This is a genomic window from Methylobacter tundripaludum, assembly GCF_002934365.1.
In the GTDB taxonomy this organism is placed as follows: domain Bacteria; phylum Pseudomonadota; class Gammaproteobacteria; order Methylococcales; family Methylomonadaceae; genus Methylobacter_A; species Methylobacter_A tundripaludum_A.
Genome location: NZ_PTIY01000004.1, coordinates 45,293 through 64,805 on the forward strand (window position 1 = coordinate 45,293; position 19,513 = coordinate 64,805).

Annotated in this window: 13 protein-coding genes; 5 read left to right on the forward strand and 8 right to left on the reverse strand. The window is 53.6% G+C overall.

Annotated elements, in window-relative coordinates:
- Positions 1 to 91: 91 nt before the first annotated feature.
- Both B0F88_RS06085 and B0F88_RS06090 read left to right on the forward strand, forming a co-directional pair.
- Positions 92 to 1,591, forward strand: coding sequence for a Ni/Fe hydrogenase subunit alpha (locus tag B0F88_RS06085; protein WP_104423057.1), 1,500 nt, complete (start codon positions 92 to 94; stop codon positions 1,589 to 1,591).
- Positions 1,584 to 2,066 (forward strand): hydrogenase maturation protease, encoded by a 483-nt coding sequence (locus tag B0F88_RS06090; protein WP_104423058.1) that lies wholly within the window; start codon positions 1,584 to 1,586, stop codon positions 2,064 to 2,066. The genes B0F88_RS06085 and B0F88_RS06090 overlap by 8 nt, the downstream gene beginning before the upstream one ends.
- A gap of 17 nt (positions 2,067 to 2,083) precedes the next feature.
- Here the strand turns inward: B0F88_RS06090 and mscL are convergent, their stop codons facing one another.
- The 4 genes from mscL to B0F88_RS06110 form a co-directional block, all read right to left on the reverse strand.
- Positions 2,084 to 2,488 carry a large-conductance mechanosensitive channel protein MscL gene (gene mscL / locus B0F88_RS06095; RefSeq protein ID WP_104423265.1) on the reverse strand — a complete coding sequence of 135 codons (405 nt, stop codon included), beginning with the start codon at positions 2,486 to 2,488 and terminating at the stop codon, positions 2,084 to 2,086.
- Positions 2,489 to 2,609: 121 nt separating this feature from the next.
- On the reverse strand, positions 2,610 to 2,936 hold the full coding sequence (locus B0F88_RS06100) for a hypothetical protein (protein WP_104423059.1): 327 nt from the start codon (positions 2,934 to 2,936) through the stop codon (positions 2,610 to 2,612).
- Positions 2,937 to 3,139: 203 nt separating this feature from the next.
- A complete protein-coding gene (locus B0F88_RS19830) occupies positions 3,140 to 6,223 on the reverse strand; it encodes an EAL domain-containing protein (protein ID WP_104423060.1) in 3,084 nt (1,027 codons plus the stop codon).
- Positions 6,224 to 6,239: 16 nt separating this feature from the next.
- The gene (locus B0F88_RS06110; protein ID WP_258076577.1) at positions 6,240 to 7,235 is read right to left on the reverse strand and encodes a phosphate/phosphite/phosphonate ABC transporter substrate-binding protein; all 996 of its coding nucleotides are present in this window, start codon (positions 7,233 to 7,235) and stop codon (positions 6,240 to 6,242) included.
- Between the two features lie 274 nt (positions 7,236 to 7,509).
- Here B0F88_RS06110 and phoB point away from each other — a divergent pair, with 274 nt between their 5' ends.
- Positions 7,510 to 8,232, forward strand: coding sequence for a phosphate regulon transcriptional regulator PhoB (gene phoB, locus B0F88_RS06115; RefSeq protein WP_104423062.1), 723 nt, complete (start codon positions 7,510 to 7,512; stop codon positions 8,230 to 8,232).
- A gap of 5 nt (positions 8,233 to 8,237) precedes the next feature.
- On the forward strand, positions 8,238 to 9,554 hold the full coding sequence (gene phoR, locus B0F88_RS06120; protein ID WP_104423063.1) for a phosphate regulon sensor histidine kinase PhoR: 1,317 nt from the start codon (positions 8,238 to 8,240) through the stop codon (positions 9,552 to 9,554).
- Positions 9,555 to 9,811: 257 nt separating this feature from the next.
- Here the strand turns inward: phoR and B0F88_RS06125 are convergent, their stop codons facing one another.
- The 4 genes from B0F88_RS06125 to B0F88_RS06140 all read right to left on the reverse strand — a co-directional run bounded on the left by B0F88_RS06125 (position 9,812) and on the right by B0F88_RS06140 (position 16,548).
- Positions 9,812 to 10,996 carry a Wadjet anti-phage system protein JetD domain-containing protein gene (locus tag B0F88_RS06125; protein WP_104423064.1) on the reverse strand — a complete coding sequence of 395 codons (1,185 nt, stop codon included), beginning with the start codon at positions 10,994 to 10,996 and terminating at the stop codon, positions 9,812 to 9,814.
- A complete protein-coding gene (locus B0F88_RS06130; RefSeq protein ID WP_104423065.1) occupies positions 10,996 to 14,364 on the reverse strand; it encodes an ATP-binding protein in 3,369 nt (1,122 codons plus the stop codon). Before B0F88_RS06130 ends, B0F88_RS06125 begins: the two co-directional genes overlap by 1 nt.
- Positions 14,365 to 14,431: 67 nt before the next feature.
- Positions 14,432 to 15,091 carry a DUF4194 domain-containing protein gene (locus tag B0F88_RS06135; RefSeq protein WP_104423066.1) on the reverse strand — a complete coding sequence of 220 codons (660 nt, stop codon included), beginning with the start codon at positions 15,089 to 15,091 and terminating at the stop codon, positions 14,432 to 14,434.
- 2 nt (positions 15,092 to 15,093) lie between these two features.
- The gene (locus B0F88_RS06140; protein ID WP_104423067.1) at positions 15,094 to 16,548 is read right to left on the reverse strand and encodes a DUF3375 domain-containing protein; all 1,455 of its coding nucleotides are present in this window, start codon (positions 16,546 to 16,548) and stop codon (positions 15,094 to 15,096) included.
- Positions 16,549 to 16,887: 339 nt separating this feature from the next.
- Here B0F88_RS06140 and clpB point away from each other — a divergent pair, with 339 nt between their 5' ends.
- Positions 16,888 to 19,464, forward strand: coding sequence for an ATP-dependent chaperone ClpB (gene clpB / locus B0F88_RS06145; RefSeq protein WP_104423068.1), 2,577 nt, complete (start codon positions 16,888 to 16,890; stop codon positions 19,462 to 19,464).
- The last annotated feature ends 49 nt before the right edge of the window (positions 19,465 to 19,513 follow it).

Here is a 19,513-nt window from a genome sequence, read left to right on the forward strand (position 1 = left end):
CCGATAAAAAATTCGTTCAAATCCGTCTTATCTGTGTCATCCGTGCTCCATTAAATATAGCCGGCATCTGATAACAAATACGGGAATTATTATGTACGAACATTTAGAAACAGCTGAAAACCGGGACAGTTTAAAACGTGTCGTCGTCGATCCTGTCTCGCGCGTTGAAGGGCACGGCAAAGTCACTTTATTGCTGGACGAGGATAATAAAGTCCAGCAAGCCCGATTGCATATCGTTGAGTTTCGAGGCTTCGAACGATTCATTCAAGGCAGGCCGTATTGGGAGCTGCCGGTTTTGGTGCAGCGTTTATGCGGCATCTGCCCGGTCAGCCATCATTTGGCCGCCGCCAAAGCCATAGACCAATTGGTCGGCATCGATCCTGCTTACCTGCCCGTTTCAGCGGACAAATTAAGACGTTTGCTGCATTTCGGGCAAGTGATGCAATCCCATGCCCTGCATTTCTTTCACCTATCCAGCCCGGATTTATTGTTCGGCTTCGAAAGCGACATCAGCAAGCGTTCGATTGTTGCGGTGTTGGGCGAGTATCCCGACATCGGCGTACAGGGCGTAAAACTGCGCAAGTACGGCCAGGAAGTCATCCGCATGGTGTCAGGCAAACGTGTTCACGGCACCGGCGCGATTGCCGGCGGCATGAATAAATCGCTGACTAAAGCCGAGCGCGATTATCTTCTGGAAGATATAGACCAGATGATAGATTGGGCCGCGGGTTCCGTTGCGCTGATCAAGAAAGTGCATTGCTCCAATCTGCCTTATTACGATGAATTCGCGACCCTGCGCACCAATTACCTGGGCTTGACCAAGCCGGACGGCGCTCTGGAGCTTTATCACGGCGGCATCCGCGCCAAGAATGAGCACGGCGAAACCATTATGGATCACATCGATTATTGCAAATATAACGATTATATCCATGAAGAAGTCCGCTCCTGGACCTACATGAAGTTCCCTTACCTGCTGTCGTTGGGGCAGGAAAAAGGTTGGTATCGGGTCGGGCCGTTGGCGCGGGTCAATAACTGCGAGTATATCGATACCCCGTTGGCGGAAGCCGCCCGCGTCGAATTTAAAGCGCACAGCGGCGAAGCGATGGTGCACAGCACTCTGGCGTTTCACTGGGCGCGCCTGATTGAAGTCCTGCATTGCGCGGAAAGCATTAAGGTGCTGCTCAATGACCCGGACATCATGGGCTCTGATCTGGTCGCGCAAGGCGAAAAGCGTTATGAAGGCGTGGGCGTGATTGAAGCGCCGCGCGGCACCTTGTTCCACCACTATCAAGTCGATGAAAACGACATCGTCACCAAAGCCAACCTGATCGTATCGACCACCAGCAACAACATGGCGATGAATGAGTCGGTACGGCAAGTGGCGGCGGAATACTTGTCAGGCCGCGAACTGACCGAGCCGTTATTGAATAACCTGGAAGTAGCGATACGCGCTTACGATCCTTGTTTGTCCTGCGCGACCCATGCGGTAGGAAAAATGCCTCTGCAACTTGAGTTGGTCGATGCCGAAGGTAAGTTGATCGACAAGTTGGTCAAACACAGTGACGGACAAATCGAGCGGGAACATGGCTAAACCGGTTTTGCTGTTCGGTTACGGCAACCTCAGTCGCGGCGACGATGCGCTGGGGCCGTTGCTGCTGGCGTATGCAGAAAGGCATTGCGATCTGGATGACGTTGAAATACTGACCGACTTCCAGCTGCAAATCGAACATGCATTGGATTTGGAAAACAGGCGCTTGGTGTTGTTTGTCGACGCGTCGGTAGCTTGCGTCAATGCGTTTGATTTTACCGTGTTGGAGCCGGTCAGGGACAAAAGCTATACGACTCACGCGATGAGCCCGGCGGCGGTTTTAGACGTGTACCAATCGATAAAAAAGCAAACACCGCCGCCGTGTTTTTTGCTGAGCATCAAAGCCGATAAATTTGAACTGGGCGACGGGTTAAGCGCAAATGCTGAAAATAATTTAGCCGAAGCCTGCCGGTTTGCTGAACGTTTATTAAGCAATCCGGATCCTGTTTTTTGGCGGAAACAGGCGCGCCCCGCGTGATTTGCATGCAGCTCGTATTATTTTCTTTCCTTCAGTAAATCCCGGATTTCGGTTAATAACAGTTCTTCCCTGGAAGATTCCGGCAGTGCTGCTGGCGCTACGGGTTCTTTTTTATTCAGGCTGTTGATGAACTTTATTGCGATGAAAATAACAAAGGCAATAATCGTGAAATCAACCAGGGACTGAATAAAGTTACCGTAATTAAGCGTTACGGCAGGCGCATCCCCGGCAGCTTCCTTGATCGTAAATGCCAGTTTGGTAAAGTCTACCCCGCCAATTAATACGCCAATCGGCGGCATGAATACGTCGGCGACTAAAGATGAAATAATCTTGCCGAAGGCGGTGCCGACGATGATGCCTACGGCCATGTCAATCGCGTTGCCCTTGATGGCAAATTCTTTAAACTCCTGCAACATTCCCATATCGATCACCTTAAATGATTGGTTGAGTTCGCGGCCTGCGCTTTGTTTGCGCCTCCAGGCGGTAAGCCTGGAGGACAAGCGAGAATAAGACGGTTCCTGATTAAAACTCCCTGTATTCGTTTTATTTTTTATGTTGCTGGCGGTGTTCCATCATTTGAGCGTGGTGCGCCTTCATCAGATCCAATTGCTGGTTTTTTAACGTTTCTTTTTTGGCGGGATCTTTCTCTGACAAAATCTGATTCGAGAGGTCATGCATCTGCAACATGTGGTCCTGCATGGCGCGCATATGCGCATTTTTTTGTTCTTCAGTCATGCCCATCCCCATGCCCTGATGCGTTCCCATTTCTTTTGCCGGTTCGGCGGCTTTTTGCGGTTCCGCAGCGGAACTTGCCATGCTTAACGGAAGCAACAGTAACAAAACAGCGATTGATTTATATAAATGTTTCATTGGAATCACCTTTATTGGGTTGGTTGAAAATCCATTGTAGGTGAAATTAAAGTCCTGTTGGAATAAAAATGTTGTTAGTGAGGAATGGCGCGCAATGCGGTTTTTTATGTGCGTAACATCAGTTATGTGTTTATTTTATATCAATGGCTTAAATTGTCTTGGCGGCGGCCTTAGCAGGATTTGATTGCGCAGGCAAAGCAAAATTACAATGGCGATTTTTTCAGTAAACTCTGTTTAAATTCATCGGCGGAAACCGGTTTGCCGAACAAGTAGCCTTGGAATACCTGGCACCCGAAACTTGCCAGATATTCGCGTTGAATTTCGGTTTCAACGCCCTCGGCAATAACGTTAAGGGTCAGGTTTTTTCCTAGAGCCAGAATAGTTCGGATAATAGCCGAGTCATGTTTGTTAAAAGCCATATTTCTGACGAATGATTGGTCTATTTTCAGCTGTTCCAGGGGGAGTTTTTGCAAATAAGACAGAGAGGAATAACCGGTACCGAAATCATCCATCGAAAAATTGACTCCTAGGTCCCTGACGGCATGCATTTTAGCAATCGTGTCTTCGACATTATCGAGGATGACGGACTCCGTAATCTCCAATTTGAGCCGGGCGGGGTTGACCCCGGTTTCTGCTAATAATGTACTCACTTGCGCCACAAAATCAGCCTGACTGAGTTGTCGGCTGCTGATATTTACCGCCAACCTCAGCATGCGGGTTTCAGGGTGTTTTGCCCAGTCAACCAACGTTTTACAGCCTTGTTTCAATACCCAGTGGCCAATAGGCAGAATTAGGCCCGTTTCTTCTGCGAGCGGAATAAATTCGGCGGGAGGAATCATGCCGCGTTCAGCCTGATTCCAACGTATCAGCGCCTCCGCTCCGACCGGTTGCCCTGATGCATCGACTTGCACCTGATAGTGCAGGATCAATTCATTCCGCTCCAGCGCATTGCGCAAATCGGATTCTAACGATGCGCGAAAGTTTAAAGTTTCCTGCATTTCGGGAATAAAAGCGCGTATCACATTTCGTCCGGCTTGCTTAGCCTGATACATGGCCAGATCGGCGCGTTTAAGCAGTTCTTCGCTGCTGGTTTCGTGGCCAAGAAACAGTACAAAGCCAATGCTGCCGGTAGAATAGTGTTCAATAAAAGACTCCGGTTTAGTTTCGACCGCCAGGGATGGCGGGAGTGCCGCAGCGGGTAGGGAACCGGCGCGGTCGACCGCCAGGGATGGCGGGAGTGTCGCAGCGGGTAGGGAGCCGGCGCGGTCGAGGTTGGTCTTCAATATGTAGAATTCAGCCAGATTATTACGAATTTTCTCGGCAATTGTGTGGGCTTGGATGGCGGCCGCCATCTCCTGTTCATCGAGAAATTCCAGCATAATCACAAATTCATCGCCGCCAAGGCGGGCCACAGTATCGACATCCCGCACACAGCTTTGCAATCGCCGTCCCACCTCAATCAGCAGTTGATCGCCCCGGTCATGGCCCAGCGTATCGTTAAGCGTTTTGAAATTATCAAGATCGAGGAACATTAACGCGCCGTGAGTCTTGCTACGATGGCTGGTGTTCAGCGCCAGATTGAGCCGGTCGAACAGCAACGTGCGGTTGGGGAGCTTGGTCAGGGAGTCGTAGTAAGCCAGATTTTTGATGTGCTCTTCATCGGCCTTGCGTTGGCTAATGTCGGTGAAGGTGTCTACATAGTTGATAACCAAGCCTTCAGGATTGGTGATAGCGGTTATGCATAGCCATACGGGGTAGACCTCGCCATTTTTTCTTTTATTCCAGATTTCGCCTTGCCAGTATTTATCGCGATTGATGTTCTTCCACATGGCGGCATAGAATTCATTGTCCTGCCGATCGGCATTGAGCATGTCCGCGGATTTACCGATAACCTCGTCGGCACTGTAGCCGGTTAGCTCGGTAAACGATTTGTTAACGCGTAAAATATTATTATCGGCGTCGGTGACAAATATGCCCTCCTGAGACTCAAACGCCGCCGCCGCAATGCGTAGCTCATGTTCGGCCTTGAGCCGTAGCTTTTCACGGTCGAAATTGTCCAGCGCATAGGAAAGATCATCGGTCAGTCCGCGCATCAAGTCAATCAGGTCCGGGGTAAAGTAGTCTCGTTCCTCGGCGTAGACGGCAATAGCGCCGATGCAGCGACCGCCACGCATTAGCGGGAATGCCGCCGACGAGTTGATGTGTTCTGCAATCGCCATCGGGCGCCAGGGTAAAGTCTTGGCTTCATCAAGGAAGTTATTAAGAATTTTCGGTGCACCTTGCCGGATTGCCTCCGCCATAGGTCCTCGTCCTTCCGGCAATGACTCGTCGACAGAGACCTGGATGTTCCTGAGATAGCTGGAATTGGGGTGGCTGACGGCTACCGGGCGCACCCAGCCGTCCGTTTCGGTTATGCCCACCCAGACCAGTTTAAACGCAACATGACTGACGATGATCCGGCATACCTCGGTCAGCAGTTTAATTTCGTCCGATTCACGCACAATGATATCGGCGCTCTGGGTCCATGCGGCGTACAGATGGTTTACCCGCTCCCGCTGCAGTTCGGAATTGGACAGCGCATCCAGCATTTGGTTAAAACCGTGCGCGAGTACGCCAACCTCATCGTCACCGGAAATATGCGCCCGGACATTAAGGCGTCCCCGTTCGACCTCTGCGGCTACCCGCATCAGGTGATGCAATCTTCTTGTTAGTCTTCGCGCCAACAGTATTGCGGCAATCAATATCGCCAGGGCTGCAAGTGCTATAAAATTTACGCCCACGATCACAACGGAGTGAAGGTTGGCATTGACCCCGTTCATCGTCATGCTTACCCGCGCCCAGCCGACGTGACGCTGCCCGGCCATTACGGGGGCGGCAATTTCAATTTGACGCGTATTGGCGAGCAACACTTGGGTTTTTGGCGGGGAACTTAACAGTTTTTGATGCAAGGCGTCGGTAACGAACAGTCCTGCCTCGCTTGGCCGCGTAGAACTCAGCACTTCGCCGCGCAACGATAAAATATAGGCCCGTTCGAGATCGGGCAATCCGGCAAAGCCTTGTAGCACTTCCTTTAATCCCGCAATATCGTTGGCGAGCACCCATGATGTGCTGCTGCCGGCCAGCGATACGGCCAAGGAGTTGCTTTGCTGGATGGCGGCGCTATAAAGAAAATTGCGTTGCCGCTCGAATAGCATGCCGGCAAGCCCTATCATCAAGATTAGCGCAACACCGCCGAATGACCAGGCTAACTGATGCCGAATTGAACCACTGAAAAAAGTGTAGCGCATTATGTCCCGGTTACGATTAGTCGGCCTTATCTAAAGGCCGCACTGTTTTGATAAAGGTCTCAATAAAAGTCTGAACCGGTCCATAACTGTCGTCATTGGCCGGTTCAAAACGGGTAACCGGAATACGCGCCAGCATTTCCCGGCCTTGCGGATGACGGTCTAGGCTAAACAGCAGTTTGGCGAATTTGTCGGTCAGCTCTGCCGGCAGGCCTTTACGCATCACCCAGCCGTTATTTTGCAGGGATTCGGTTTGCCATTTGACTTCGAGCTGGTCGGCTAACTGGGGGTTTTCCTTGCAGAATGTTTTCCAGGGCGCCGGCCAGGTTGCTCCAGCTGCGACATGGCCGAGCAACACGTTAATGATCGAAGACTCCTGCGAACCGACATAGCGGTTTTCGATGTCGCGGTTAATATCAAGGCCGTGGGTATGCAGATAATGCTGGGGCATCATCGTAGCCGCCAGCGCAGTCGGCGCCGGGTAGGAGACGGCCTTGCCCTTGAGGTCTGCAACGGTATTAATGCCGCTGTCGCGGCGCACCAGAATGATGCCGCGAAAATCATCGTCATCGGCCATCTTGCCAAACACGCGATAGCCATGCTTAAGCGAGTTGACAGTCTGATAAGGATTCGGCATCGCAAAATCAAAGTGTCCGCTGTAAAGCTTTCTGTCAAATTCATCATAGTCGCGCGACGCTTCCAGGATGAAATCGGCTTCGGGTATGTTGGCGTTAAGGAAATCGACAATGGGGGCGTAAACCTCAAATAAGCGCTTGGGGTTATGCAGGGGATGGATGCCGATTACATATTTAGTCCGTTTAAATGGGCTTTGCGGCCTGAAACTGGGTTCATAAATGTCGTCGGCTTTCTGGTTCCAGCCAGCAAAAAACGCTAAATCCAGTAATAAATTCCACCCTTTTGGGGTGGCGGTTTCTTGGTGTTCGGCATTATTTATCGATGTTCGGCTGGCTTGGCTTGGGTTTTCCCATGTAGGGGCGTCTGCATAAACGGTCAAGTTAGGGAGCAGCAGTATTATGAGGCCATATCGGCGTAAAATTTCAATCATTAACAAGATGAAGTTCTGCGGCTGAGGTCGAGGCTACGGTAAGCTGTAAAAGATCTTAACACGTATCAAGGCTGGCTGGAATGATACCCGTAATAGCTGGGTTTTGGAATTCTTTTGGCGAACGCGCATTCATTTGGCCGTGACAATAAGCAATTTTTTTTGTCATAAAAGGGTAATATGTCATTCGGTAAAATACCCCGTTTATTCTTATCTTAATTTGATTATGTCTAATTTAAATATTCTCGTTGTTGAAGATGAAGACGCCATCAGAGAGATGTTGATGATGGTGCTTGAGCAGGCCGGTTTTAGGTCGATCGCGGCAGCGGACGCGGAAGAAGCGCAAAAATTCCTTGATGAAGCTTTGCCGGACTTGATTCTGTTGGACTGGATGTTGCCCGGGGTCAGCGGTGTCGAATGGGCCAGGCGTTTAAAAAAGGATCCCATGTACCGGGATCTGCCTATTATTTTGTTGACGGCGCGAGGCGAGGAAGAGGACAAGGTGAGGGGCTTGGAAATCGGTGCAGACGATTATATGACCAAACCCTTTTCACCGAAGGAGCTGGTGGCGCGTATCCGCGCCGTTTTACGCAGAAGCGGAAAAATAAACGACCTGGCGCAAATCACCTTGGGCGATCTGACCCTGGATACCGAGCAGCACCGGCTCAGTATCGGCGACAAACAATTGGATGTGAGTCCGACCGAGTTTCGCTTAATGCAGTTCTTTATGACCCATCCCGACAAGGTATTCAACCGTACTCAATTGCTGGATCAAGTCTGGGGGCGTAGCGTATACATTGAAGAACGTACCGTTGACGTGCATATACGCAGGTTGCGTAAAATTCTGGGCGAACACGGCCGCGAGGATTTGGTTCAAACCGTGCGCGGTTTCGGCTACCGGTTTTCAGTGGGGGATTCGTCAACCGCTCCTACCGTCATGGCGTCGTAACCTATATGGGGGTTTGGCAAAGAGAACTTATTACCGGATTGCTGCTGTTTCTAGCCTTGTTGGTCGTGGGCGGCATGACCGGTCTTTTTATGCCCTTGGCGCTGTTATTGACGGTGGTCATATTAATGCGCCAGCTGTTCCAGATTAACCGTTTCGAGAAATGGATACGGGCAGGCGGCAGGGCGAAATATCCCAAGACTTACGGCGTTTGGGAAGAAATTTATTACCATGTTTACCGGATCAAAAAAAACGAAAGAAAACGCAAAAAGAAACTGAGCAAAATGGTCGATCAGTTTCGCCAGTCGACAGAAGCATTGCCGGATGCCGCCGTCGTTCTGGGCGCCAATGACGAGATTGAGTGGGCGAATAAAGCGGCCAGGGAAGTTTTCGGTTTACAGCAGTCGGATAAAGGTCAACGCATTCCGAATCTTATCCGTTTCCCTGAATTTATCCGTTACCTTAAATCCGGCAATTATAACGAGGCCGTCATACTGCCTTCGCCGATAAACAACCGTATCACGTTGGCCGTGCGGATTATCACTTATGGCGCAGGTTTGCGCCTGCTATTGGCCCAGGACGTTACGGAGCTGAAAAAAATGGAAAGGATGCGCAAGGATTTTGTCGCTAACGTATCGCATGAACTCAGGACGCCGTTGACCGTGCTGAAAGGTTACCTGGAAACCTTGCAGGATATGGATGACGGCGAGTCGCCGTTATTGACCACCTCGTTTCAGCAAATGCAGGGACAGACTGAGCGGATGCAGCATCTGGTTGACGATTTGCTGTTGCTGACACGCCTGGAAACCCAGCAGAAGAAAACCGAGTGCGTTAATGTTCCGGCTTTATTAAACCAGATTTGCAAGGAAGCGGAGACCATGAAGGGCAACGCTTCCGCCCCTCGTCTTCAGCCTGTAGGCGGCTGCCCTTCCGCCCGGATTCAATTAAGCCTGGAAACCGATGCGCACATCGTTGGCGAAGAGCAGGAGTTGCGCAGCGCCTTTACCAATCTGTTGGGTAATGCGCTTAAATATTCAGCGGAAGATTCCGTGGTTAAAGTGCGCTGGCATCGATCTAAAGACAGCATCGTGCTGGACGTGGAGGATCAGGGCGAAGGCATTGCTGCGGTCGATATTCCGCGCGTTACCGAACGGTTTTACCGGTCTGAAGTCAAGCGCGCCAAGAAAGTCGGCGGTACCGGTCTGGGCTTGGCTATCGTCAAACATGTATTGATGCGGCATGACGCCAAGTTAAGCATAGTCAGCGAATTGGGCAAGGGCAGTTGTTTCAGTTGTCATTTTCCGCTTAAGCGGGTTTGTAACTGATGGGGCCGACTCCAAGAATGTTATTTGTTTTTACCATGAAGGACTTGAAGATAAATCTAACTATTCGGTCACGGATTGCACATCCTGCAAAACCGCAGTATGGGTTCTACTGAAATTATAGGATTTCAGGAGGTAGCGCGAAGGAACAACGTTTTTATGAAAATTCTCTTTCCTTCACGGCAATAAAAGCAAGTTATAGACAGTGTACTGAACCAGCACTCTCGCCGTTTTCTACGCGTAACACCAAGAAAATAAACCTATACCAGCGCCGATAACGCGGACTCGACCCAACCGAAGCCTATCCTTTCCTGCTCAAGACGCAGATTTTCGCCTATCCGGTTGTCGCGTAAATCATCATAAAGCGCCATCTCATCAGGGTTCAGCCTGGGCAAGTCGCGTAGCGTCTGTTTCTCTTCCTCGCCCCATTGCGATTCGAACGCCAGCAAAGTGGCGCGATCCATCAGGAATGACCGGACATGATCGAACCGGCTGCGAAGCTGATCAAGAATAGCGAAGCCGTGGGTGTCAATATCGCCCCAATAATGAATGCGGCAGCGCGAAAGCCATTTTGCTTTGCTTAACATTTCAAACCCGTATCCGGCTCCGAAGATGACCAGGCTATTCTTAACCTGCGGAAAGGCCAAGAAGTTGATCTCATTCTCGGTGATGAACACATGTGTGACATCGGTATCGAGCCGGGCAAAGCTCTCCGCATCAAGGGTAATATCCTGTAAAAGGGGCTCCGCTAACAGGCTATGCTCTGGATCGAGAACGCGAAAGCGGATACGCATCGGTTTGTCGCGAAACCCGTAACGCTTGGCGAATTGGCTTGCGCCGGATGCCGTTTGGTCAATTGCCTCAAGCGGCAAGACGATGTCCAGTAATTCCGAAAGCACGCCGCGATGGGCTTCGATAAACTTGCTGTGTACGCACGGGATGTCTATCTGTCTTAAGTACACGCCAGGACATGGATGAGCCAGCCGCCAAGCCACGATTTCCAATAGCAGACTCCAGTCGTCGCCAAGCTCCAGTGCGCGCATTGGCCGTTTAGCCAGCCACGCCAGGGCGAGCGGCTGTTTCTCGCATGTTAAATCAATCAATGCAGTGAAGCGGGCGGCGTCTCGCCGTTTACCGATCAGCGCCAAGGCGTCTTCCAAGGTATCTATCCATGCCTCGTGAGGTACTGCGTTTGCGCCGAATACCCGATGCTTAAACTCGCGCATCTCCACACGGCAGTGAGACATCATCCGAAGCTCGCCGATCCAGCTGCGTACCTCGTCAAAGCGGGAGGCCATCTCGGCCGACGTAGGGCATTTAAGCGTCAAACGCTTCGGGAATAGCGGTGCGCCGGTCACAAGACTGGCCGGCAATTCGCCTCGATCCCACAGCTTGAGCGCCTGGGCGCGCAAATCGGCCGGCGTGGTCCAGTTGCCGCGCGTCATCAGGACATCCTCGCTTTCTCGGCGCGGTACTCCTCAATCGACAGATTGCGCAACTTGGATGCGCGGCCTTCCTCGTTGTGGACAAATCCCACGCTGGAGACGAAAGGTTCGATGATGTGGATTTTCTGCAAGGGAGTGACGATCAAAAGTTGCAGGTTGAGTTGTTTAAACAGTTGCAGGCCGTATTGCGCGGATTCGTCCGAACCGCGCCCGAACGCCTCGTCGATCACCACGAAACGGAAAGAGCGGGAACGTATCGCTCCCCATTCAAGGCCGAACTGGTAGGCCAGACTCGCGGCCAGGATAGTGTAGGCCAGCTTCTCTTTTTGACCGCCCGATTTGCCGCCCGAGTCGGAATAGTGCTCGTGCTCGCTGTCGTCCTCGCGCCAGCGCTCGCTGGCGGCAAATATAAACCAACTGCGCACATCGGTGACCTTGGCGGTCCAGCGGCGGTCCGGTTCGGACTGTCCTTCACGTCCGCGAAAGCGTTCGATGATTCGTTTGACTTGCAGGAACTTGGCCTCGGAATATTGGCTGTCGTCGGAACCGGTCAACGCGCCTTCGGTACAGGTACGCAGATCGGTCTGGAAATCGCGGATGTCGGCATCCGGCGTCGGCTGGGCTTCCAATACGATATAGCGGCCGGGGTTGTAGTCGATCTGGTTCAGCGACTCGTTGATGCGCGTAATGCGCTCCTTGATGGTTTCTCTTTCCCGGTTCAGCTGAGAATGAAAGTTCGCCACCTCGCGGATGGTATTCTCGTTCAGCAGCTCCTTGAAGCGCGCTTCGAAGCGCGGCAAGTCGTCGGCTTGTAGTTTGTCGAGCATGCTGCGGTATTCGAAACCCGCGTCAATGGCGGCATCGACCTCCGCCGTCTCCAGCTTGAACGCCTCTTTGTATGAGGTCATCGCCTTAACGATCCGCTCTCCCAAATGACTGAGTTTCCTGGTTTCGCTATCGATTTGCTTTTGCAGCCAGTCGCGCATGTCGCGTTCGCGGTTATCGCAGGCTTCGACGGTGAGTTGATGCTCTCCTAACGCGTCAGCCCTTATGTTTTCAAGCCTTTCGAAATAGGTGGAGTGGCTTGCATAGGCCGGTTCATCGATAACCGCCTGCGTTTGGGCATACAGGGTTTCCGCATCGGATTTCTTCTGCTCGGCCTTGGAACGGTTGTCCTTGCGATCCTCCAGCCGGGCGTCCGTGCTGTTCAATGCGGCAATAATCTCATTCAGCCGTTCGGTCAGTTGCTTGAGCACGTCGGAAGCGGATTCCAGCTTCTGTTTTTCGTCCGTTAATTTAGCCACTTCCACGGCAAGGGGCTGCCAGTCGAGTTCGCGAAAATCGGCGTATTCGTCGAGTTTCGACAGCGCTTCAAGGCGTTCCTTGAGCGCGTCCCTGTCCGCCTGAATTTTGCCGATGCGGCTGCCCAGTTCAGCCAGACTTGCCTCCAACTGCCTTGCTTTGGCTTCGAGCGCGGCAATCTTTTCCGCGTTGGTCCAGCCCAGCACGTAACGGCTGCGGTCATCCAGCCGGTGGCGGTCGTCTTTTTCGTGGCGTTCGCCGGGCGCTTTGATTTGGCCCGCTCGCGTGATGGCGCGCGTCTCACGGCGGAATTGCTCGTGCGTCGCGCAGCAGGCCACGTCGAAACGGTGCGCCAGCTCGCGTTCCAGCCAATCGTAAAAAGGCGAGTCGGGTTTGATGGCCAGTTTGCGCGCCAGGGAATCCCGGTGAAGGTTGGGCAATTCGCCGCGAGCGCCTTGGCGTATCCGAAAATAAACCAGGCGTCCCTTAAGGTGTGTCCTATCGACCCATTCGGCGACTTCCGCGTAATGCTGGTCAGGCACCAGCAGCGATAGGCCGAAGTTTCGCAACAGCCGTTCGGCCGCTCCTTCCCAATCGCGCTCGTCGTCATGCACTTGCAGCAGTTCGCCGGCAAACGGCATCTCTTCTTCGGACAAATTAAGGGCCGAGCATAACGCGCCACGCATTTTTACCTGTTCATCAGGAATGTTGCTGCGCCGGGTTTTCAGGCTGTTGATTTCGGCGGTCAGGCCTTCGTGTTCCTGCATGCCTTGGCGCAAACTCACGCTATGCTCGGTCAGATTGTTTTGCAGATGGTCATCTTGTTCTCTGGCCGCTTCGGCCAACGCCAGAAAACGCTGTTGCTGGGCAAGAAAACCGGACTCATCTCCAGGCTCGCTTTCGCCGACAGTGCGCACCAATTCGGCGTAACGTTGCGCTTTACGTTCGCGGGCCTGGCGTTCCTGATCCTTGTTGCGAATCTCGACAGTCAAGCGCTCCAGACGGTCGCCGCCGTTATCGGCAATGCTGCGTTTAAGTTCGTCCGCCTCGATTCGTTGCGCGTCACGGAACTGTTCGAGCCGTTTGACTTGGGCGTCCTGTTTTCTCCATTCATCGGCAAGACCGGCGATACGTTTGTCCAGAAAGCCCAATTTCAGCTTCGCGAAGTAGGATCTCAGCGCCTCGCGGCAGGCGCGGAGTTCTTCGACTTGCGCCGTGAGGGACGCATGGTGTCCGCAGTCGGCAACCAGCGGCGTAAGCAATTCTACTTGCCGTTTGGCTTTTAACACTGCCTCATGGGCCCGGTTCAGGTCGTCGAAGTGGCCGATCAAGGCTGCGATGCGCGGCGCAACATCAAAAGGTTCGAGCATATGGCTGCGCACGAAGTCAGTCAGGTTGCCGACCGATTTCATCGATACCGTTTGATGGAACAGTTCCAGCGCCTGTTCGTTATCGATGCCGAAACGGCGGCGGAACCAGGCGCCATAAGGCGGGAAGCTGTCGAACAGCTCGGCGTTTAAGCCTCGCAGCTTCTTGCGCAGTCCGCCGATGTCGGCGCCGAACTGGGTAAAATCCGTTTTAATCGACAATGCGCGTTCCGCACCGACAAAAAAGCGCGCCGGTTGGCCTTGCGCATCTTTCATCCAGAAAACCTGAGCCAGCGTTACCGTTTGGTCGTAGCCCGCGTTATGAAAAACGCCCAGTATCACCGAATAGGTATTGTGGTCGCGTAGCGCCACGGGTTTGGCGGTTCCGCTTACCTCGTTGCGCTCGGACTTGTAATGACCCAGCACATAGGAGCGTAGCGACCGCTCCTTGCTGTCGGCCCCGGCGGCCTTGTTGTAGGCGATCCGGTGCGCCGGCACCAGCAGCGTTGTGACGGCGTCGACCAGCGTCGATTTGCCCGAGCCAATATCGCCGGTCAGCAGGGCGTTCTTCCCGTCGGGATTGAGCGCCCACACCCGGCCGTCGAAGGTACCCCAGTTGAAGACTTCCAGGCGGTGCAGGCGGAAGCCCGATAGCGCATCGTCGCTCATGAAATCCAGGCTCAATTGCTGATCATTCATGCCGCACCTCCTTGTGCGGCACCCTTCGGGCCACTTCGTGGTGCAAATCGGCTGTCCTGCTGATTTGTCATAACACACCTCCTTGTACATTGCTGTTCGGGTCTTCTTCGGCGGCAGCCGTACTGAGTTGTGCCTGATACCCCGCCAGCCGCGTATCGAAATCCGCCAGCCACTGCGCGTCGACAAAGGCCTTGAGGATGCGCCTCAACTCGAATGCGGTAGTTTGTCCGGCGGCCGGTTTAAGTTTGCGCAGGAAGCCCAGTTCGACGATCTTGTTCAGGTGGGTCTCGATCTGGTCGATCAGTTTGGCCTCGTTGCTGCTGTCGGGCAGGAATACCCGAACCAATTCGACGATCTCATCCCTGGATAGCACCAGCCGTGTGTCGCCGCCGCTTGCGTCGAACTCGGCCAGCTTCTTGCGCAACAATGCCAGCAGCAGGCTTACCGGAAACGATAGCGGACGCCGGGCAATCAGGCGCGGAAGCTTTGGCGTTGCGTCATCGCCGGTTTCCTGGCGCGAGCGCAGGAAGGCATAGCCCTCAGCTTCGTCAAGCACCAGTTCCAGGCCCAGTACCGCCACATAGTCGCGCACCCGGGCTTGCAGGTTGAGCAACGCATTCCAGAGGCCTGCGTCCGCTTCCTGATAAATTACGCCTTTGAGCAGAAGTATGACCTGTGACGACAAGTCATGCGTTGCTGCGGAGTTTTCAGGTTCTTGTTCCGTCATTTTTACCTCATAAAGATCACGCGCGGCAAATGCGCCTGTTTCGTATATTCCAGGCCATCGTTCCCTGTGCGTATCCAGGCGATGATGTCGATTGTCTCTTCATCCACCACCGTCTTGAAATTATCACCGGCGAGTTGCAGGTACGCCACCAGCTCCGCCAAGCCATGTTGTAGCGGCTGCATCTTGCACAGCTCATGCAGGGTCACTTGCGAGCGGTCCTGCAATGCGTGGCGGATGTGCCTGCTCAATTGCGCCGTGTCGATTACGATTTGCGAATACAGCGCCGTCGCATCCATGTCGGCATCGCCCGATTCCAGTTCTATATCGGCGATTAACGGCTTGACGGTCGGAGTGTGCAGCGGCCGTTCCATCGGCAACTCGATGTCGGCGGCGGTATCGGCAATATCCGTTATTATTCCCGGCGGCTGTGATTCCCGTAGCGCCAGCGCCTTGGCCTCAATGCCGTGCAGGATGTCCATGATACGGCGGTTCTCCAGCCAGGCCTGATCGTCCAGAAAGCGGCGCAACTGTTGCGAAAGCTGGGCCACCGTGCGCTGCGTGTGTTCGCCGGCTTCCAGCCAGTCGTAATGTACGCGCCGGGTGCGGGCGTCGGGCCCTAGTTCGGCAATCGGGGGCAGGGCCAATACGCGTTCAAGCAAACTTGAGAGTTCTTCCTGGCGGCTGCTGGACATCAGGAAATCCCAAAAAGCGCGGAAACTGCGGCCCTGGTCGGAGTCGGCAATGGCGTCGCGCTCGCCCATGATTTTTTCCAGCAGTGCGCCTTTGGAGCCCTCCCACAACGCGATGCGTTCCCGCACGCGCCGATCCAAGCCGCGAAAGTTGTGTTCCACCTCCCGGAAATCGGTCAGCAACTCGCGCGCCAGCTGAATGAACTGTTGAAAGCGGTCTTTCAGCGCCGTGTCGTCCAGCAACGGAATATCTCCAGCCAGAATACGCCTAATCTCGGCATCGATTTCATCGCGGCGCTTGTGCAAGTCGGCAATACGCGCCTCCGGGTCGGTCTCGCTGCCTTCGCTCATCTGCTTGAGCAGCTCGAACAGCGTGAGCAGGCGCGACTCGGTACCCACGAAACTGCGCTCGGCCAGCGTCCCGAGCCAGGCAATGGCCTTCTCGGTGGACGGGGTCAGGTCGAAATGCGGCTCGTCCGATCCCTGAACATAGAATTTACGCAGCCAGCCCTTGTCGGCGCCCGCCCAATCGTTGAGGTAGTCCAGCGCCGGTTTCGGGAATGCCTCCGCTCCCAATCGTTCGCGCAGGGCGAACAGTTCGTCTTCCAGTGTTTCAGCTAAATCCGCTTGCGCCATTACCCGCACGTTGGGCACGATAAATACGCGTTGCAGAAAGCTCGCTACCAGCGGCGCATGCGGCGAATTCAGCAGGCGCCAAGCCGGATGGTTTTGGCGCAACAGGTCAAGGGTGGCGTAGTCCAGGTTCAATCGGTGATCTCCAGGCCGGCTTCAGTATAGGCGATGACTAAGAAAATTATTGCAGCCAGAGTTTAAGCGCAAAGTTTTTTCAAACAAGAAAAATCTTATCCATCATACACTCGGCTTCACCAGCGTTTTGTTTTTGGCTGCTGAATAGTACGAATTTAATAGCTGTAACCATAGCGCGTAGGAAGAAAAGCTTTATTAAGTTCGTTGCTGCCGGGCAAAAAAATCAATCGCTCTCGGTTTTGAGCCGTTATCCGCTTTACCTCAGCAGCCCGCTTGAAAACAATCGGATTATCCCCCATGCTAGAGGCAACTTAAAAACTCCTTAATGAGGCAAATATTATGCGAATGGACAAATTGACCAGCATGTTTCAATCGGTATTGGCCGATGCACAGAGTATGGCCTTGGGCAAAGACCATCAATTCATCGAGCCGATCCATGTGATGCTGGCGTTGCTGGATCAACACGGCGGCAGCATCAGGCCGCTGCTGACCCATATGGGCATCAACACGCAGTTGCTGCGTACCGATCTGCTTAGGGAATTGGATAGGCTGGCGACGGTCAGCGGTTCCGGCGGCGACGTGCAGATTTCCAACGAATTATCGCGCTTGCTGAACTTGACCGACAAACTGGCGCAAAAGCGCAATGATAAGTTCATCTCCAGCGAGCTGTTCCTATTGGCTGTTTTTGAAGAAAAAAGCCTGCTTCAGGATATGCTTAAAAAAGCCGGAGTCACCAAGCAGGCGGTCGAAAGAGCCATCGACGCGATGCGCGGCGGTCAGGCGGTGGACGATCCCAATGCCGAAGAGCAGCGTCAGGCTTTGCAAAAATATACGATCAACCTGACCGAGCGGGCGGAACAAGGCAAGCTGGACCCGGTGATCGGGCGTGACGACGAGATACGTCGGACGATCCAGGTTTTGCAGCGGCGCACCAAGAACAACCCGGTGCTGATCGGCGAACCGGGCGTCGGCAAGACCGCGATTGTCGAAGGCCTGGCGCAGCGCATCGTCAATGGCGAGGTGCCGGAAGGCATCAAGGGCAAGCAGGTTTTGGCTTTGGATATGGCGGCATTGATTGCCGGGGCCAAGTTCCGCGGCGAATTCGAGGAGCGCCTGAAAGCGGTATTAAACGATCTTGCCAAGCAGGAAGGGCAGGTGATTTTGTTCATCGACGAGCTGCACACCATGGTCGGCGCGGGCAAGGCCGAAGGCGCAATGGATGCAGGCAATATGCTGAAACCGGCGCTGGCGCGCGGAGAATTGCATTGCGTCGGCGCTACGACGCTCGATGAATACCGCAAATATGTCGAAAAAGACGCGGCTTTGGAGCGCCGTTTCCAAAAGGTATTGGTTGACGAGCCGTCCGTTGAGGATACCGTCGCGATCTTGCGCGGCCTGAAGGAAAAATACGAGGTGCATCACGGCGTCGATATTACCGACCCGGCGATCATCGCGGCGGCAAACCTGTCCTACCGTTATATCGCGGACCGGCAGCTGCCGGACAAGGCCATCGACCTGATCGACGAGGCGGCCAGCCGCATACGGATGGAAATCGACTCCAAGCCCGAGGAAATGGACAAACTGTACCGGCGCTTGATTCAGTTAAAAATCGAGCAGGTCGCGCTTAAAAAAGAATCCGACGCCGCGTCCAAAAAACGCCTGGAAATTCTCGAAGAAGAAATCGCCGATCTGGAAAAAGAATATTCCGACCTGGAAGAAATCTGGAAAGCCGAAAAGGCCTCGTTGCAGGGTTCGGCATCGATCAAGGAAAAGCTGGAGCAAGCTAAAACCGAGCTGGAAGCGGCCAGCCGAGCTGGCGATCTGGCGAAGATGTCCGAGTTGCAGTACGGCATTATCCCGGCGTTGGAAAAGCAGCTGCATTCGGACACCCCGGCGGAAGAACATAAAATGACTCTGTTGCGCAACAAGGTTACCGAAGAGGAAATCGCCGAGGTGGTGTCGAAATGGACCGGCATTCCGGTGTCGAAAATGATGGAGGGCGAGCGCGACAAGCTGTTGCATATGGAAGAACAGCTCAGCAAGCGGGTGGTCGGCCAGGAAGAGGCGCTGAAAGCGGTCAGCAACGCGATCCGCCGTTCCAGAGCCGGGCTATCAGACCCGAACCGTCCGAACGGTTCGTTCCTGTTCCTGGGGCCGACCGGCGTCGGCAAGACCGAGCTGTGCAAGGCGCTGGCCGAGTTCATGTTCGACACATCCGATGCGATGGTGCGCATCGACATGTCCGAGTTTATGGAAAAGCATTCGGTGGCGCGCCTGATCGGTGCGCCTCCGGGTTATGTCGGTTATGAAGAAGGCGGTTACCTGACCGAACTGGTCCGGCGCAAACCGTATTCAGTCATCCTGATGGATGAAATTGAAAAAGCCCATCCCGATGTGTTTAACATCCTGTTGCAGGTGCTGGACGACGGCCGCTTGACCGACGGGCAGGGCAGAACCGTCGATTTCAGGAACACGATCGTCGTGATGACTTCTAACCTGGGCTCGGATGTGATTCAATCGCTGTCCGGCGAAGCGCTGTATTCGGTCATGAAAACGGCGGTCATGGACATCGTCGGCACCAAGTTCCGGCCAGAATTCATCAACCGGATCGATGAGGCGGTTGTGTTTCATTCCTTGGGGCGCGGACAGATTAGGGCTATTTCCAAAATCCAAATCGACTACTTGCGTAAACGTTTGCAGGATCGTGAAATCGGCTTTGAAATTTCAGAAGAAGCGCTGGATTTATTGGGCGAGGCGGGATTCGATCCGGTTTACGGCGCAAGGCCGATGAAACGGGCGATTCAGCAACAGCTTGAAAATCCGTTGGCGCAGCAGATATTGGCCGGAAACTTTGTCGCGGGGGATACCATCAAAGTCGATGTTGAGCATGAGACGTTGCGGTTTTTGAAGGGTTAAGGCGTGCGCTATGTAGGATGAGTAGCTCGTAGGCGGTTTCGAGACAGTA